14 protein-coding genes are annotated in these 18,069 nt (G+C 47.0%); 12 read left to right on the top strand and 2 right to left on the bottom strand.

Going from position 1 to position 18,069, the window contains the following annotated elements:
• Positions 1-177: 177 nt before the first annotated feature.
• The 5 genes from NST33_RS05100 to NST33_RS05120 all read left to right on the top strand — a co-directional run bounded on the left by NST33_RS05100 (position 178) and on the right by NST33_RS05120 (position 4,352).
• A complete protein-coding gene (locus NST33_RS05100) occupies positions 178-1,161 on the top strand; it encodes a phosphate/phosphite/phosphonate ABC transporter substrate-binding protein (protein WP_076213496.1) in 984 nt (327 codons plus the stop codon).
• 175 nt (positions 1,162-1,336) lie between these two features.
• Positions 1,337-2,134, top strand: coding sequence for a phosphonate ABC transporter ATP-binding protein (gene phnC / locus NST33_RS05105; RefSeq protein WP_062837418.1), 798 nt, complete (start codon positions 1,337-1,339; stop codon positions 2,132-2,134).
• Entirely contained in the window at positions 2,131-2,982 is an 852-nt protein-coding gene (gene phnE / locus NST33_RS05110) for a phosphonate ABC transporter, permease protein PhnE (RefSeq protein WP_036672541.1), read from the top strand. The genes phnC and phnE (NST33_RS05110) overlap by 4 nt, the downstream gene beginning before the upstream one ends.
• Positions 2,979-3,785 (top strand): phosphonate ABC transporter, permease protein PhnE, encoded by an 807-nt coding sequence (phnE, locus tag NST33_RS05115; protein WP_101314703.1) that lies wholly within the window; start codon positions 2,979-2,981, stop codon positions 3,783-3,785. Before phnE (NST33_RS05110) ends, phnE (NST33_RS05115) begins: the two co-directional genes overlap by 4 nt.
• Positions 3,786-4,148: 363 nt before the next feature.
• A complete protein-coding gene (locus tag NST33_RS05120) occupies positions 4,149-4,352 on the top strand; it encodes a hypothetical protein (RefSeq protein WP_339307081.1) in 204 nt (67 codons plus the stop codon).
• A 96-nt stretch (positions 4,353-4,448) separates the two neighbouring features.
• Here NST33_RS05120 and NST33_RS05125 read toward each other — a convergent pair whose 3' ends face one another.
• Positions 4,449-7,196 carry a DUF5689 domain-containing protein gene (locus NST33_RS05125; RefSeq protein WP_339308614.1) on the bottom strand — a complete coding sequence of 916 codons (2,748 nt, stop codon included), beginning with the start codon at positions 7,194-7,196 and terminating at the stop codon, positions 4,449-4,451.
• Positions 7,197-7,457: 261 nt separating this feature from the next.
• On the bottom strand, positions 7,458-7,934 hold the full coding sequence (locus NST33_RS05130; protein WP_076213502.1) for an RNA polymerase sigma factor: 477 nt from the start codon (positions 7,932-7,934) through the stop codon (positions 7,458-7,460).
• A 215-nt stretch (positions 7,935-8,149) separates the two neighbouring features.
• On the opposite strand from NST33_RS05130, the gene NST33_RS05135 reads away from it, so the two are divergent.
• The 7 genes from NST33_RS05135 (at position 8,150) to NST33_RS05165 (ending at position 17,898) form a co-directional block, all read left to right on the top strand.
• Positions 8,150-8,863 carry a response regulator transcription factor gene (locus NST33_RS05135; RefSeq protein ID WP_036606313.1) on the top strand — a complete coding sequence of 238 codons (714 nt, stop codon included), beginning with the start codon at positions 8,150-8,152 and terminating at the stop codon, positions 8,861-8,863.
• On the top strand, positions 8,860-10,326 hold the full coding sequence (locus NST33_RS05140; RefSeq protein ID WP_339182393.1) for a HAMP domain-containing sensor histidine kinase: 1,467 nt from the start codon (positions 8,860-8,862) through the stop codon (positions 10,324-10,326). The genes NST33_RS05135 and NST33_RS05140 overlap by 4 nt, the downstream gene beginning before the upstream one ends.
• Entirely contained in the window at positions 10,323-11,486 is a 1,164-nt protein-coding gene (locus NST33_RS05145; protein WP_339182395.1) for a hypothetical protein, read from the top strand. The genes NST33_RS05140 and NST33_RS05145 overlap by 4 nt, the downstream gene beginning before the upstream one ends.
• 219 nt (positions 11,487-11,705) lie before the next feature.
• Positions 11,706-12,389 (top strand): ABC transporter ATP-binding protein, encoded by a 684-nt coding sequence (locus tag NST33_RS05150; RefSeq protein ID WP_221818935.1) that lies wholly within the window; start codon positions 11,706-11,708, stop codon positions 12,387-12,389.
• Between the two features lie 18 nt (positions 12,390-12,407).
• On the top strand, positions 12,408-13,778 hold the full coding sequence (locus NST33_RS05155) for an ABC transporter permease (RefSeq protein ID WP_221818936.1): 1,371 nt from the start codon (positions 12,408-12,410) through the stop codon (positions 13,776-13,778).
• A gap of 28 nt (positions 13,779-13,806) precedes the next feature.
• The gene (locus NST33_RS05160) at positions 13,807-14,883 is read left to right on the top strand and encodes an efflux RND transporter periplasmic adaptor subunit (protein WP_339182398.1); all 1,077 of its coding nucleotides are present in this window, start codon (positions 13,807-13,809) and stop codon (positions 14,881-14,883) included.
• 570 nt (positions 14,884-15,453) lie between these two features.
• A complete protein-coding gene (locus NST33_RS05165; protein ID WP_221818938.1) occupies positions 15,454-17,898 on the top strand; it encodes a glycoside hydrolase family 6 protein in 2,445 nt (814 codons plus the stop codon).
• Positions 17,899-18,069 lie beyond the last annotated feature (171 nt).

Raw genomic sequence — 18,069 nt, forward strand, 5'->3', positions numbered from 1 at the left:
CTCCGATGTTCTTCCTATATCTTCAACCATAATGAGCCTATTCTAACAGATACAAGTCGCGCTGACAGCCTGACAGGAAACTTTACAAAACTCCAAATTTCGTTTCACATCGCGCTAATATTTGGCAACTATAGTAGATAAGTACTGAAAAATAGAAACTCTTTGGAGGGTGTTCGTTTGAAGAAGTCTGCTTTATTTTTACCATTGTTGATTTTGGTTCTGTTTCTAAGTGCTTGTGGGTCTAGCAGTAGTACAACAGGTTCGGCTAACGGGGATAATTCGAGTTCGAATGCATCCGGTACGTCTACGGCAGAGACAGAGAAACCTGTCGAAGGTTATGTGCCAACTGAATTGACGGTTCAATTTGTTCCTTCCCAGAATGCAGATACGCTTGAAGCCAAAGCGAAACCGCTGGAGAAGCTGCTTGGTGACAAACTGGGTATTCCGGTAAAAGTCAGCGTATCCACCGACTACAACACAATTATTGAAGCAATGGCTTCCAACAAAGTAGACGTAGGTTTCTTGCCTCCGACAGCTTATGTACTGGCTAAAGAAAAAGGCGCTGCGCAGGTTATTTTGCAAGCACAACGTTTCGGTGTAAATGATGAGACAGGAGCTCCTACAGAGCAACTGGCAGATTCATATAAATCCATGTTCATTGTGAAAAAAGATTCGCCGATTCAATCCATCGAGGACCTTAAAGGTAAAAAAGTCGCTTACCAAAACGTAACGTCTTCCGCAGGTTATGTATGGCCAGCAGGTCTGTTGTTGGATAGAGGCATTGATCCATTAAAAGATGTAACACCTGTAACGTTGAAAGGTCATGACCAAGGTGTTATCGCTGTATTGAACGGTGACGTTGATGCAGCAGCAATTTTCCAAGATGCCCGCAACACGGTAGCGAAAGACTATCCGACTGTATTTGAAGATACACGTGTACTGGCGTTCACTGAGCCTATTCCTAACGATACCATTGCCGTTCGTACAGACATGAATGCAGATTGGACTGCGAAGATCAAACAAGCCTTCATCGATATCGGTAAAGATACTGAAGGTCACCAGATCATCAAAGAAATCTATACGCATGAAGGTTATGTAGAGTCCGATGATAGCAAGTTTGAGATCGTTCGCCAGTATGGCGAAAAAGTGAAAGGTGAATAATTCTGATCCAAAAGTAGTTCGGAATCTGTTCACTTTGTAGTAGCTTTCTTGGATGGGAACAGCTTAATCGTAGCAATGGACAGGCCAGTTCAGCGTGATCTACGCTGCGCTGGCTTGTGCCATTATAGCAAGGACTCATGTGTATGATCATTATGAATGAAAGAAGGATATTGTCATGATTGAGCTTCATAACGTTACCAAAACTTACGCTAACGGCACCAAGGGCCTGGATAATATTAATCTGAAATTTGAGCAGGGTGAATTCATTGCTGTTGTGGGTCTGTCCGGTGCGGGTAAATCAACGCTCTTACGCTCCATTAACCGACTGCACGACATTAGTGAGGGAGAGATTCTGATTAACGGAAGCTCCATCACGAAGGCACAAGGCAAACGGTTACGCATGATCAGACGTGACATCGGCATGATCTTCCAGAGTTTCAATCTGGTGAAACGGTCCAGTGTACTTCGTAACGTACTCGCTGGACGGGTTGGATATCATTCCACCATGCGTACCATTCTGGGTCGTTTTCCAAAAGAGGATATTGAACTGGCATTCACTGCGCTGGATCGGGTGAATATCTCCGAGAAAGCTTACTCCCGTGCAGATCAGTTGTCTGGTGGACAGCAACAGCGTGTGGCTATTGCCCGTGTACTGGCACAGGAAGCAAAAATCATTCTGGCCGACGAACCGGTTGCTTCACTTGACCCGCTTACAACAAAGCAGGTCATGGATGATCTCAAACGCATCAATCAGGACCTTGGGATTACCACCATCGTTAACCTTCACTTTATTGATCTGGCGAGAGAGTATGCGACCCGTATTGTTGGATTGCGAGCGGGCGAGGTGGTCTTCGACGGCCCGGTGGAAGAGGCAACGGATGAGCGCTTTGCTGAAATATATGGCAGACCGATTCTGGCTGACGAATTGTTGGACAAGCAGGCTGTGCATGAGCAGGGAGAAGTTGTGGTATGAAGGGGCAGTCCAATGTTCCACTTCAGAATTCAGGCGGAGTGGGGAAGGAACCTGGTTCCAGCCCGGCTCAGGTTGTGAATCGCCCAAAACCGCCTGGGCGTACGAAACATTTGCTCACCTTAGTGATCATTCTGCTCCTTTTGTGGGCCAGTGCCAAGCAAACGGATGCCAGCTTTACGGAGTTGTTCGAAGGTTTTCCCAACATGCTGGATCTGCTGAAGGAGATGTTCCCACCCCGGTGGAGTTACTTTGATAATATCGTGCAAGGCATGCTGGAAACGATCCGAATGGCCCTGATCGGGACAACCATTGGTGCGATTATTGCGATTCCAGTCTCGATTATCTGTGCCGGTAACCTGATGCCAAGTCGCTGGATCTACTATCCGGCGCGCTTTCTGTTGAACCTGATTCGGACCGTGCCGGATCTGTTGCTTGCTGCTTTGTTCGTTGCTGTGTTTGGTTTGGGGCCAATCCCCGGAATCTTGGCACTGGCTGTGTTCTCGATAGGTCTGATCGCGAAGCTGACGTATGAGACGCTGGAAACCATTGATCAGGGGCCGCTGGAAGCGATGACGGCTGTTGGTATGAACCGGATTCAGCTCATTGTATATGGCGTGGTGCCACAACTGGCTGCCCAGTTCACATCCTATGTGCTGTATGCCTTCGAAATTAATATACGTGCTGCTGCCATTCTGGGACTGGTGGGAGCCGGAGGGATTGGACTCTACTATGAGGCCACACTTGGGTTCCTGGAGTATGACAAGACCAGCGTAATCATTCTGTTTACCCTCGTCATTGTTCTGGTCATTGATTATGTAAGTACTAAGCTGCGGGAGAAATTGCTATGATGAAAAATGAAACAAGCCGCATCCGGCCTAAACCACGGAAGAACCCGCTACGCTGGGTCATTGTGTTACTGTTAATCCTTATGTATGCCTGGGCGCTTGCCGGTGTACCGTTTACTGGTTTCAAGGAAACTGCCGCTCAGATTATGAAAGCCATTGTAGCCGGAATTTTCTCACCGGACTGGGAGTTTGTATATTTGCCTGAGGGAGAAGACTTGCTGCGCGGACTGCTAGACACGTTGGCAATCTCCGTACTAGGTACTGTAATCTCGGCCGTGCTCTGTATCCCGTTTGCGTTCTGGTCTGCCCGTAACATGAGTGGGCATCGTTCCATCTCGGGTGCAGGTAAAATGGTACTCAGCTTTATCCGCACGTTCCCTGAGATTATCATGGCCTTGTTGTTCATTAAGGCAGTAGGTCCCGGATCGTTTGCAGGGGTACTCGCCCTTGGATTACACTCCATCGGCATGTTAGGCAAATTATACGCGGATGAAGTTGAAAATATCGACTATGGCCCATCTGAGGCGCTGCTTGCCTCCGGAGCCAATCGTATGCAGCAGTTGTGGTTTGCCATCCTGCCGCAGGTTATGCCTGGATTCCTGAACTATACGCTGTATCGTTTTGAGATTAATGTACGTTCTGCGACCATACTGGGTGTAATCGGAGCAGGGGGGATTGGTACACCGCTGATCTTCGCACTTAGCACACGGAACTGGCCGCGAGTAGGTATTATCCTGCTGGGTATTATCGTGATGATTACGATCATTGACTTGATCTCGGGATATATTCGTAAGAAGTTGGTGTAAGGGTTAATGTGGCGCTACGAATATACTAGATTAAGATAAGTGGATAGAGGAAGAAGAGAGGGCTATTCGGTGCCGGAATATTGGCAGGGATAGTCTTTTTTTGTGTCTGCAAATAAACAACGTTTTTTGTTGCTCACCTAACCGTTGAGGAATAAGAGGGTTCCAAGAATATGTATAAAATGATTGAATTATTTTCCAAATCCATGTAAAATTAATAGGTTTCTATATAAAGGGAATTAAGGGTATTAATATATCCCCCTCATAGATACCAATACAAGAAGTGATTTTTTTAAAGGAAGGTGACCTATGGAATTATTTCAATATATATGGATTGGGTTTATGATACTCCTACTACTATACAGAATGGTTTTTCAGAAGTTTAAAAAACATAACAGAGAAAATATTGGACTCAGTGTAATCCTGATTATTTTCACAGGAAGCAGTTATACGTTTACACAGATGAACTTGATTTTTGTCATTAGTGTTATCGCCGTGGCCGCTTATTTTGCTGTATGGAACAGCATTCTATTTGTTAGAAATGGATATGAGCCTGAACGTTTGAAATGAAAGAAAAAAACCGAAACCAGGTTGCCCTGTGAATCAGGCAATGTTGGTTTCGGTTTTTTAGTTGTTTGGTGAAACGTTAGGCTTCTTTACTGAGACTTAGCTAGCCAAAGGCAACGCTTTGGTTACTTGAACCGTAATCGTCTCGGTACTGGTTACGCCTGCGGCGTTGATCAGCTCAGCACGGTACGTGTACGTTCCGTTAGTGCGACCGGACAATTCAGTTGTAGCACTTTGAGAAGCTGGTGTTGCTGCGTTTAACGCTTGTGTATCAATCAATACATCATTCTCATAGAGACGGTATTCAGTTGCGTTTGTACCCCACCAGAGGTTCATGGATACGTTATAGTTGCCATCACCATCCCAATTGTTTTGGGACAACGTAGCTTTGCCTGGAGCAGCATTGGTTACTTGTACTGTCAGCACGTCACTGCGTGTTGTGCCTTTGTCATTGGTCAGCTCGGCTACGTAGGTATACGTACCGTTGGCTTTACCTGTAATAGCCGTTTTGGAGGACTGAGCCGATGGTGAAGCCGCAGTCAACTTCTGTGTATCGATTAGAACGCCGTTCTCATACAGTTTGTACTCGGAACCATTTTCGCCCCACCAGAGGTTCATGTTTACGTTATACGAACCTTCGAACAGGCCAGTGGTATATCCATTATCAGAAGAAAGCACCGGTTTACCCGGTGCCCCCGCAGCTGGAGTGGAAGGCACTTCGCCTCCACCTTGATCTTCAGCAGGTACAAAATCATTCAAACTTCTTGGTTTCAATTGATATACATCTTTGAAAATAGCGGAAATGCCTGTGATACTGATCTTGTCCCCTGCAACATAAGGGAAGGATGTATCTGTCACACCTGTACGGGTGTCTACACGGATATGTGTGCTTGTTCCGTCTGCTGCTACGGCGTCAAATTCAAAAGATCCAACGGGTGTAGCGCTGATGATATTCTCGATTGTTACATCCTTCAATTGAACCAGTTGACCTTGGTTCGCATCTGTAATTGCTGTAACTTCGATTGGAGCAGGTACGGAAGCTGTACCTGTTTTCTCAATCGCAACGATATCGGTAAGCTCGAACTCGCTGTTATAGATGGTTGTTGCTGCCGTTACTTTCACCTTGTCACCAGCATGGAAGCCGCTAGTATGCTGGAACACGTAGATTCCGGCAGTTTCATCTTGAAGATAGAAGGCTTGTCCACCAAATGCACCCGGCTCTGTCGTCACAACACCTTCAATCGTTACGGTAGTGCCAACGGCTTTGGTACGTGCTTCAGCAACGGTGATCGCTGCTGGAATCGGTCCTTCTTCTTCCGGAAGCTGTTCTGCTGGCACATTGCCAACAGTCACGGCATTGGTGATCAGGTTGCTTCCATTCAGACGCAGACGCAAGCTGGCAGCGCCAGTTGTACCTGGTTTGATGCGTACGTTCAGGTCTTTGATCGCACGACCTTTGCTGTCTGAGGTTACACTGAATGTGGAGCTATATCCGTACGAAGTCGGCCAAGTACCACTTTCATTCTGGATCATGGCGACCTGTGTTCCGCCAGTCAGATAGATACCGGCACTATAACCGGATACGGTTGTGTTGGGTGGCATGTTCTCCACAACTACACGAATCTGGAAGTCTTCTGCATTCGGAAGGGTATCCTGTTTCACGAAGCTGTAAGCAGCATTTGCGCTGGATGCAGGGCCACCGTAAGAACCAGCTTTGAACGTGGAACGATCGTACCACTTGTATCCGGCAGCAGGTGCGGCCCAAGGTTCAGCCTGTGGTTCTGTGGAAACAGCCGGCTCTTCGAATGGCAGCAGCGCTGTAGCTGTGTCCAGTTCAAGTCCGTTCACTTGAGTTAGATCAGTGTAGTTCTCTTGGGTAGCAAGCCAGTTTACGGTGTTCACGAGCAACACTGCATCATCGGCTTCTTTAAAACCGTCATACGTTGTTTTGCGTGTGCCTGTCTCTTCACGCAAGTATTTTGGTGATGCATCTTCTACCGGAGAGGAGTCACCGATGAAGGCAGCTTTACCTGCGCCCAGCTTGGATACAGCCACGTAAGGACCTTCTTCAATCCCGCCACCGTTGTAGACACCTTGGTCTACCGCGTTATTCCATTTTGCATTAGTTTTTGGCAGGTACACAATTCCTTTTGCCTTTTCCGGATCAGTGATTGCAAGTGTTGAACCGGCGTGCATGGCTACACCCGATACGCCTTCAGTGATGCCGAAGGCTTGATCTGCCGGTACGACGATATTAGCGTTGATATCGCCAAGTGCGTTATAGCGGAAACGTACGCCGAAGTTATCGGACAACCAGTCCGAGCCGGTTACATTTTGCATCGCTTCAGAATTACGCTCATCAGTGCTCATGCCTTTGGCCGGATCTTCGAATGCTCCCCGACGATAGCCGTTGATGACTTCAGAGCCATCCCAGCGGTTTTTGTTACGGTCGGCATTATAGTGATCTCCAACAAAGAAGATGCTGCCGCCTGTTTCAACATATTGTTTAAGTGCTGCTTGTTCGGATGTTTTGAAAGGAATTTGAGGCTCTGCAATAACGAATACGTTATACTCTTTCAGATCATCATAGGTAAATGGAGTTGTCTTGCGAAGTTCTTTGACATCGTAACCATCATTCGCGAGTGCATTCCCGAAGTCGGAGAAACCTCCATCAATCACCCAGTCTGCAGCTCCAGCCGTTTGGCCGTGAGAGTTGTCGAATAGTACTTTCTTACCTGCATTTTGGTTCACAATCTTTGCCTGGATGAACGGTGCCGGGTCTGTCGGTCCTTCCGCATGAACCGATGCATCTCCGTTCCATAATCCGATCTGAAGTGGCAAAGCCATGGACAATGCCAGGAGTGATTTTAAAAATACTCCTCGCATACCTGTTAATTTATCCAACCAAATCCCTCCCAAATATTAGTTGATTCATGAGTTCGTCCATATTCTACCACATGAAAATCTCACATAGTCATAACAATTTGTAAAAATTAACTCGATATTTGTAAAATTGGGTCTTTTGACATATCCATAGGTAATTCGATCCTGTCTTTATTTATCCAATCTACCTTCGTATATTGATTTCGGCATTAAAAAAGCCATCTCTTATGAGATGACTTTGGCCCGAATTCGATTGACGGCATGGAAGACAGAGGATTTAATCATACCTTCACTCCGATTCACCAGCTCTGCCGTTTCCTTAATGGAGTATCCATGGATGAGGCGAAGTTCTAATATTTTACGATGTTCGGTGTTGTTAATATGGGAAACAAGATCATGAACACCTTCGCTAATTTCAAGGTGGGATGTATCGACGTGGTGGGTAGGTACCTCCAGACGGCTGTCTCGTCTCAGTGTACGGGTCCGCCTGCGGAAGCTGTCCATCGCCAGGTTACGGGCAATGCGTTTGAGATAATAGAGAATGCGATCTTCAGGGATATCCACGGTAACGTTCATTAATCGAATGAAACAATCCTGTGCCAAATCTTCTGCATCTTGCGGTTGTTTGACGATATGGGATAGATACCTCGTGATTTCTGATTTATAGTTGATATAAGCTTCATTAATTCGTGTGCTGTTCATATGATGTGAATCCCCCTTGGATACAGATCAGGCATGGGTCCGGTCTGGTATGAGTCTCTTATGATCCAAGTATATCGGGAGGTTGTTTCCAAAAGGTTCAGAGTTGTATCGGAGTTGTAACATTTCGTGCTTCCCTCTATCCAAGCATACGGCTTGGGATACAAAATATAGGCAGATGAAGGAAATTCATAGAGCAGGGAGATTACGAAAGTATCATGAGACAAAAAGAGATTTTAATTATTGAGGACGAGGAGTCCATTCGCGATATTTTGTCCTATTCGTTACGTAAGGAAGGATTTGAGATCAAGGAAGCAGCTACGGGAAAAGAGGGCCTGGATCTGCTTCGGGATTCGAAGCCGGATCTGATCCTGCTGGATCTGATGCTGCCGGATATGAGCGGTTTTGATGTGTGCAGACAATTATCTGTGAACTCCAAGATACCTGTCATCATGATCACTGCGAAGTCGGACATGCTGGACAAGGTACTTGGCATGGAGCTTGGGGCGGATGATTATATCACGAAACCTTTTGATATCCGGGAGGTGGTTGCGCGCATTCGGGCGATTTTTCGCCGGATTGATCTCATCAGCGAGACACTGGAGAATCAGTCCTATGAGGTTGTAAGGCTAGGCAAGCATATTGAGATTCGCAAGGATGAACGGGAAGTGTGGAAAGACGGGGAACGGGCAGGACTTACGAACAAGGAATATGATCTGTTGTTATTTCTCGTGACCCATCATCGTAAGGTTCATACACGTTCTGAACTGCTGGACAAGGTATGGGGATTTGATTTTGCAGGGGATACCCGAACAGTGGACATTCATGTGCAACGGATTCGCAAGAAACTGGATAGTGGTGTGCAAGGCATTTCGATGATTGAAACGGTATTCGGTGTGGGGTACAAGCTGAATATTCAGGTACAGACATGAAGTGGACGATCCAGTTCAAAATGGTGGTGTTATTCTCTGTCATCGTCTTTATCGGATTCTCCGTTCTGCTGATTCTATCCAATAAGGTAGCTCAGGAGAATATGTACCGGGAAGTGCATGAGGATATGGTGCAATCCAAACGAAATCTGGACATCGCGCTGAATCAATACTTCCTGATCCATAACAAACGAATGAGCAGAGACTCGCTCGAAGCCGGAAGTCGCGAGCTCGCGGAGCAGATTGGATCAGCCGTTGGAGGGGAGATTACAGTATTTCGTCCTGATGCCTCGTCATACGGATCGGTGGGCAACGAGGTTAACGTGGCTAAGCAGTCTGACCATCCTGATATGGAAGAAGCCAAACACTCCCGAATCGCGTACACCACAGTTGTGGATAAAGGCCAGGTCACGGCCAGTCTGTCCTTCCCGCTCCAGATGGATCAACAATTGATTGGAATCGTACAGATGGAGAAGGATTATACGGATTTGTTCAAACGCAACCTTCGTTTTCAAAATACGATCAAGCTGTTCGCAGCGGTTATTTTTGTATTTTTATTTATCGCATCTATCTTTATTTCCCGGAAAATTACACAACCCATCCGTGTACTCACGAAACGTTCTGCCGAAGTGGCCCAAGGGAGTCTGAACGCAGACATCCAGATTACCACCAAGGATGAGATCGGTGAACTGGCTTCAAGCTTCACCGTCATGATTGATCGGATAAGGGAGCAGATTGATGTGATTGAGCGGGAGCGGGATGAAGTGAAACAAGTACAGGCGCGAAGCAAAGTCTTTTTTGACAATGTGACGCATGAATTAAAGACACCGCTCACGACGATTCTGGGATACGCCCAGATTTTGCGAGATAACGGATTCACCGATCAGGACTTTTTTGACAAAGGCATGAATTATATTATCAAGGAAAGCCAGCGTCTCAACACGATGGTTGCTGATATTCTGGAGGTGTCGGTCTCGTCTGCGGTCATTCAGGCGTACCGATTTGAACGTATAGATGTATCGGACATCATTCGTGAAGCTTGTGAGGACATGTCGATTAAGGCGGGCAAGTACAATATAGGCATCCATTATGAGCTGGAGGAACATCAGTATTTACAGGGAGATCGGGATAAGTTGAAGGAGGTCTTCCTTAACGTTCTGGATAACTCAATCAAGTACAGTGATGTGAATTCAATCATCGAGGTGCAATCTTTCCGGTTGGCTGATGTCATAGCTATCGTAATTCGTGATCAGGGAGAGGGTATTGGTGCTGAGGCACTTCAGCATGTATTTGAACCTTTTTACCAGGATAAAGAGATCAATAGGGCGGAGAAAGGCAGCGCGGGGCTCGGCTTGTCTATTGTGAAGAACATCGTTGAACGTCACGGAGGAACAGTGGAGATGAAGAGTATCATGCGTCAAGGGACACAAGTAAATATCAGTCTTCCGGGGGAAATGAACACATGAGACATCCCGGATTTTGGCGTAAAAACCGCGACAGATTGATGCTGTCAGGGCTGTTAATTGCATTTGTCAGCGGAATCTTCGGGATTGGCAGCCTGTTCAGTATCGCAAACCTCAAACCAAGAACCGTAATTTTGCCAGGTGAGCAATTCAATAGCCGTCTGGCGCCGCCACCGAGCAGCACAATTCAGATCGAGTCAGCTACCAAGATTCCAAATGACTTTCCGATCTTTGATTTTGAAGTGGTAGACCGGAACACGATTATATTAAATCAACTGGAATCTTCCTATTCCAGACTTCAGTTGTCTCTCCTGCATCTGGATGATAATGAAGTGAAGAGTATTGCGAGTAATACAGATTACGGTGTAGCGATCAGCCCGGATCACAAGAAGATCATATACTCCCAATACCGGGCGGGTCAGACGCTGAAGACGACGTATGAGTATGTGATTGAAAGCGGGGAACGTCGCAAGCTTCCGAACGACAACTCCTATTATAGAGTGTTTGTAGGGAACGAATCCTACATCGGTCAGGATGATCTCTTATTCAAACAAGTAGATCTGAGCCAGGGGACGAGTCAAGTCATCTACACATATGATGAGCTGATGGACATGTTCACAGGACCAAGACAAGGGAAAAGTTCGAATGATACGTTTATCGTGATGGATGTCTTGCAGGTTAGTGAAGACCTGAAACAGTTTTATATGCTGGTGATGCTAAAAGACAATTATGCCATCTATCGTGTATCGCTTGAGGACGAGCATGAAGTGATGGCATATGCTGCAATGGAAGACATTCAACAATTCAAGTTACTGAAAAGTGGTGACATGCTCATCCAGGGAACGATGAATAAGGTACAGGGGCTGTATCGGTATCGTGCAGCACAGGAGCAGTATGATCTGGTATTAAAAGGTTCCATCTGGAACTTCGAACTGGATGCAGAGGAATCGCGAATCGCATACTTTTACCCGATGGATAATCAGAATCAGAAGAATGAGTTGCATATTGCCTACCTGAATGACAGCAATCTTTCGTCGGATACGGTGATCTACCGCAATATTGATAACTTCATCAATCTGAAATGGAATGACGATGAGCTATTTGCAGTGGGCAGCACGATGGATAAAAGTGAGATGTACCGCTTTAGTTTTAGAGCCTGGTAAGCGGCAAAAGGTACAAGAATATTAGACCTTGGGTCTGGATGGAGCTGGCGATAGCTACTCTGCGGACAAGGTCTTTTTGTTTTGATATTTTACAAGTTGGATACAACTCCGGCCAGTCCGGATACATCTCGACCCTATAATAAAAGGGAATGTACGACGCGAATCTTTACATAACAACCTCTGTACATATTTAGTAAGTAGAAAGGAAGACATGTAGCAATGCTTCAAGTTGAACAGTTATCCCACTCGTTCCGCAATGGCCAGGGAACCGTGCCGGTTCTTCAAGATATCAACCTGACGATTGGAGAAGGCAAGATGGTGGCCCTGCTGGGCAGTTCGGGTTCAGGCAAGTCTACACTGCTTAATCTGATGGCGGGGCTGATGAAACCGGATCAGGGCAAGATTCTAATTGCTGGACAAGATATTGTACGTTTCAGTGAAAATCGCCTGGCGGAGTTCAGGCGCAATCATATCGGGTTTATTTTTCAATCCTATGAGCTGCTGTCCAATCTTACGATCCGGGAAAATGTAGAGTTACCCTTGGTGTTCATGGGTGTAAGCCCTTCGAAACGCAAAGCAAAAGCATTGAAGCTGTTGGAGCAGGTTGGACTGGGGGAAAAGGCAAGCTTATTCCCGTCCCAGTTGTCGGGCGGTCAACAACAACGTGTCAGTATTGCACGTTCGCTCATTACCGAACCTTCGGTGATCTTTGCAGATGAGCCGACGGGAAATTTGGATACCGAGACGGAGGAAGAGATCATTGCGATTTTGCAGCAGCTTAACCGGGATATGAATACAACCTTTGTGATTGTGACACATGAAGCAGAGGTCGCCGAGCAGATGCAGGTCGTTCTTACCCTGCAACATGGGATACTGGTCGAAGAAGCTGTAAGGAAAGTTTGAGGCAAAAGGAGAGGAAATGTGAGAATACGGGATGTAGCACGTATGGCCTGGGGACAGATCATTCGCAGAAAAATGGTCACTCTGTTGTGCATGATGGGGCTGTCCATCGGCTCTGCCGCCATGATCATTGCACTTAGTGTGGGGCAGTCCGTACAGACCTATAGCGAGAGAACATTAAACGACAATTACAAGATGGATGAGATTACGATTACGCCCAATGAAGGCATTCGTACAGGGAACGGCAAGGGGAGCGGTCAGACATCGAAGTTTGAACGGGGCGCGTTGACGTTGGAAAAGATCCAGATTATCCAAAGGCTCCCCCATGTGGTTGCCGTGGCTCCCATGTTAAAGCTGGATTCGCTGGAAATGGTGCTTCCAGATGGTCGCAGTACCTATGTTGAAGTCATTGGTACACAGCTCGAGACCCTGGGTGGGTTTGGATACAAGTATGCTGAGGGGCGTGGTGCGGAAGATGGTCGTATGGCGGTGACCAGTTATGGGACCGCATTCGGACTCGTAGACCCGAAAGTAACTCAGAAGTTATTCGAGCAGTTGAATGCTGATCCATACAACAATGCGCTTTTGGAAGAGTATATGGCGATTGCATCGAAGCAGGATCAGCTCGTCCAGCAGCATGTTCAATTTCGATATGAAGACTTTGTGAATGCAAGCAAAACCAGAATGAGCGGCTCCATACGTGTATCTGGAGAACTAATGAAACCCTCCAATATGGATGATATGACTGCTCAGGGTGACAAAAAAGTATATCTGCCACTCGATACAGCTCGTGCATTGCAGGATGAGCTTGGATTGCAACAGACAGACAATAGTTCGGCCAAACATCTTAACTCGGCCTTGGTCAAGGTAGAGGATAAACGCTATGTATCTCAGGTGGAAGAACAGATCCAAAAGCTAACGTTAAACACACAGAGCAATCTGTTCCAGGAGGAAGCGATGTCAGGTCAATTGGCGATGTACCAAAAAGCGGCATTGGGCATCGGTGGTTTTATCATGCTGCTGGCCTCATTATCCATTATTGTAGCAATGATTATGTCTACGCATCAACGGCGTAAGCAGATTGGTGTAATGAAGGTGCTGGGCGCAAATCTGTGGCAAATCCGCCAGATGTTTATTACGGAAGCAGCGATGCTTGGATTAATGGGCGGTGTGGCTGGTGTGGGGATTGCCTTTGCTGCCCTCGGCGGGGTGAACAGTCTGCTGGCGAGTCAGATGGCAGATCAGATGAATGGTCCGATGACCGTCGTTATTCAGCAGTCGGCTCTGCCACTGGGCATCGTTTTTGCTGTTCTGGTTGGCATTGTATCGGGTATATATCCGGCAATCAGCGCATCTCGGACCAATGCATTAACTGTGATCAAATCGATGTAATTTTATCAGCGAAAGGGAAATAGGGCACATGAAGAAATGGATTAAAATCATCATCACCGTTGTACTTTTGGCAGGTGCGGGGTACTGGTTATATGAAAAGTACAAGCCAAAACCGGAGGCACCTATAGAGATGCCACCCCCGATTACCTTTGATGTGACACAGGAAACGATGACGCAAACGATACAGGTGAAGGGGAAATCCGTATACACCGATCAGACGGATATCTTCGCTCCGTATGCTTCCAACATCAAGCAGTGGAACGTGAAAAGTGGTGAGCAGGTGAGCAAAGGCGATATCCTGTTCACCCTCGATACTTCCACGTTGCAAACAGAAGTTGAACAGTTGCAGAGTGATCTGGAGAAAGCCCAGCTGGAAAATAAGATGAATCAGGTTAGCTTGGATCAGGCGAATATGAGTGAGACGCTTGGCGTGACGGAAGAGGAGCGCAAGAAGGCATTTGCAGACCGGGAAGGCAAACGCCTGACGAATGAATTGAATCAAAAAGCATTGGTTCTCAAGGAGAAGGAGATACAGAAAAAGCAGGCAGTGATAAGTAAGTCTGTTGTATATGCTTCCGCTTCCGGTATATTTCAGATGAATGAAGAGGATAGCAAGACACGTGCGGTGACGGAAGGACAGCTGATCGGATCCATTACAAATATCAGCAAACTGAAATTTATGACGATCGTCGGTGAGGAAGAAATGTTCAGGCTCAAGGTGGGAATGCCGGTTAAGGTGCGAATGACAGCGCAGAAAGACCTGCAATTCACCGGGAAGGTGAGTAAGGTATCCAAATTCGCCCGCAAGAGTACCGATACGGACCTCAAGCAAGCTTCACAGTTTGACGTGGTCATTGATCTGAAGCCGGACGCCAGAATGTATGGAGGCGTGAGTCTGGAAGGCGATATCGAGACAATGCGGAAGGATAAAGTGACGGTAGTGTCCAGTCTCGCGATCATGCGGGATCAGACTGAGCCTTACGTACTGTTAGACAAAGGGAACGGACAGACCGAGCCGCTGACGATCCAGGCTGGAATGGAAACGGGGGACAAGACGGAAGTGGTTAGTGGGTTGAAACCGGGAGACATTGTCGTTTTACCGTAGACGTAGGAAACTATGAACAAGGCATTATATGTAATGACTAGCTAGACGAGCGGTCGATTCGACCTTGAAAAACACAAGGTTCATTGTGGCATATGGCCATGATGAGCCTTTACTGTGGTGAGGGGCAAGGGATGTTCAGATTCCTGCCTGGATTATGGAAAAAAATATAATTAAATTTATATAATTCAATTTACAGTAATATTTACATGTCGTATAATTAGAACATAAGGAGGTGACACCGAACATCATGTTTGTAGATGGATAGGCGAAGACCTTTTTTTTAACTGCTTTAAGAAAGCGCTTACCCGATTTAGGAATCAGACATCCCACAAGTCTTTTTTCACACTTCTTCATGTCTAACACACGTACAACCACACCCACCATATTATACTCATTCGCATGATTCGCCCTCACACACTATTTGTTTGCTCAAGATTCCAGTTATACAACCATTTCTTTTGGAGGTGATACAACCAACTCATCCGAACGTTCTCTTCGTGCGAAGCATCATAATGACACAGAGGATCAGACATGAGTACAACCCAATCTAACTAAAGGAAAGGTGGAACTATGAAGACTAAATTGAAAACCAAATCGAGAGGTAAGAAGATCCTGCGCAAAGGTGTAAAACAAATGCTTGCAGCAACGCTGCTCGCTGCGGGGATTTTCCCTGGACTGTCTCCAGGCTTGACTCAGGCCGCTGAAGCACATGTGGATAATCCATTTGTAGGGGCAACCGCTTATCTGAACGAGGATTATTCAGCTCTCGTGGATACATCCATTGCGATGACCAATGATGCATCGTTGAAGGCCAAGATGGAGACAGTCAAATCGTACCCAACCGCAGTATGGGTTGACCGGATTGCTGCAATCTATGGCGGGACGGACAACGCTGGTCGCAAAAGTGTAGAGCAACATCTGGATGCCGTTCTCGCTCAAAAGAAACCGGGTACGCCTATAACGGCTTCATTTGTTATCTATAACTTGCCTGGACGGGATTGTCATGCACTCGCATCGAATGGTGAACTTCCACTAACACAGGCAGCACTGCAGACATATAAAACAGATTATATTGATGTCATTGCAGATATCTTTGCAGATCCGAAGTATCAGGATATTCGTATTATTGCCGTCATTGAACCGGACAGTCTGCCTAACCTTGTGACCAACCTGAGTACACCAGCTTGTGGTCAAGCCAGCTCAACAGGTATCTATGAGGCGGGTGTGAAGTATGCATTGGACAAGCTGCACGCCATTCCGAATGTGTACAACTATCTGGATATCGGCCATTCCGGCTGGCTTGGATGGGATAACAACCGTTCTGCAGCAGTCGCGCTGTATACAAGTGTTGTGCAAGGGACAGCCGCGGGTCTGAGCAGTGCAGATGGCTTCATTACGAATACAGCGAACACCACACCGCTGGGGGAGCCGAACCTGTCTAACCCTGATCTCAATATCGGTGGACAACCGATTAAATCTGCCAAGTTTTATGAGTGGAATCCTTATTTTGACGAAACCGATTTCACCGCTGCGCTGTATGCCGATTTTGTACAAGCTGGCTGGCCAAGCAGTACAGGTTTCCTGATTGATACTAGCCGGAATGGCTGGGGCGGGGTAGACCGTCCAGCATCTGCTACGGGCAGCAACATCAACGATTATGTGAATACCGGACGTGTAGATCGCCGGGAGCATCGGGGGAACTGGTGTAATGCCAGTGGCGCAGGTATTGGTGAAGCACCTAAGGCTGCACCAGGACCAGCGCATCTGGATGCTTATGTATGGGTGAAACCTCCTGGTGAATCCGATGGCTCCAGCTCTGAAATTCCGAATAACGAAGGCAAAGGTTTCGACCGGATGTGTGATCCAACCTTCACAACGCGGGATGGTGTATTAACAGGTGCATTGCCTAATGCCCCAGTATCGGGCCACTGGTTCCATGATCAATTCGTGGCACTGGTGAAAAACGCATTCCCTGTACTGCCTGCCAGTAACGGTGGAGGCAACCCTCCGGGCGGAACAACAGCTCCGGCAGCACCAGCAGCATTGACGGCTTCTGGCGGTAATGCCCAGGTCTCCTTGACGTGGACTGCTTCCACAGGGGCTACAAGTTATAGTGTGAAGCGGGCACTGAGTGCATCAGGTCCATTCACAACAATTGCAGCTAATGTAAGTGGAACGTCTTACAGCAACACCGGCCTGATCAATGGTACAACCTATTATTATGTGGTAACAGCAACAAATGCAGTAGGTGAAAGTGTTAACTCTGCAACAGCAACAGCTACACCCGTTGCAGGTGTGACGGCGCCAGCAGCACCGACTGCTCTCACAGCAACCGCAGGCAATGCACAGGTGAGCCTGACGTGGACCGCTTCTACAGGTGCAACAAGTTATGATGTGAAACGCGCGCTGAGTGCATCAGGTCCGTTCACAACGATCGCCACGAATGTGAGTGGCACGTCCTACACCAACACTGCCCTGACGAACGGCACAACGTATCATTATGTGGTAAGTGCAGTGAATGCTGCAGGGCAAAGTGCCGATTCCGCTGTAGCTTCCGCGACACCTCAAAGTGTCGTTGTACCAACCAGTGATCTTGTCGTGCAATATCGTGCTGGAGATACCAATGCTCAAGATAGCCAGATCAAACCGTATTTCAACATCAAAAACCTGGGCAGTACTGCTGTGAATCTGAGTGATCTGAAGATCCGGTATTACTTCTCCAAAGAAGGCTCAGCTGCGATGGATTCTGCCATCGATTACGCTCAAGTTGGCGGAGCCAATATCCAGCGGACCTTCACAGATTCGTATGTGGAGCTGAGCTTCACATCTGGCGCTGGCAGCATTCAGGCTGGTGGACAGACTGGAGACATCCAGCTTCGCATGTACAAAACAGACTGGTCCAACTTGGACGAGACGAATGACTACTCCTTCGATCCAACGAAAACATCCTATCAGGATTGGAACAAGGTAACACTCTACCAAGGTGGAAACCTGGTATGGGGCATTGAGCCTTAAACTTTATTTGTAACTGTCTTAACCGCGATCCTCTGTGTGTTAGAGGATCGCGGTTTTTTGCTATGCATTACAAGAGTCATCTGGAAAAGGGATAGAAGAAAATCCGGAGATAACAGCGATCATAAGAACGATTCGTAACCGGAGCGGCTATCCCTCACAGTTGCAAGTACT

This window comes from Paenibacillus sp. FSL L8-0435 (genome assembly GCF_037965655.1).
Taxonomy (GTDB): Bacteria; Bacillota; Bacilli; order Paenibacillales; family Paenibacillaceae; genus Paenibacillus.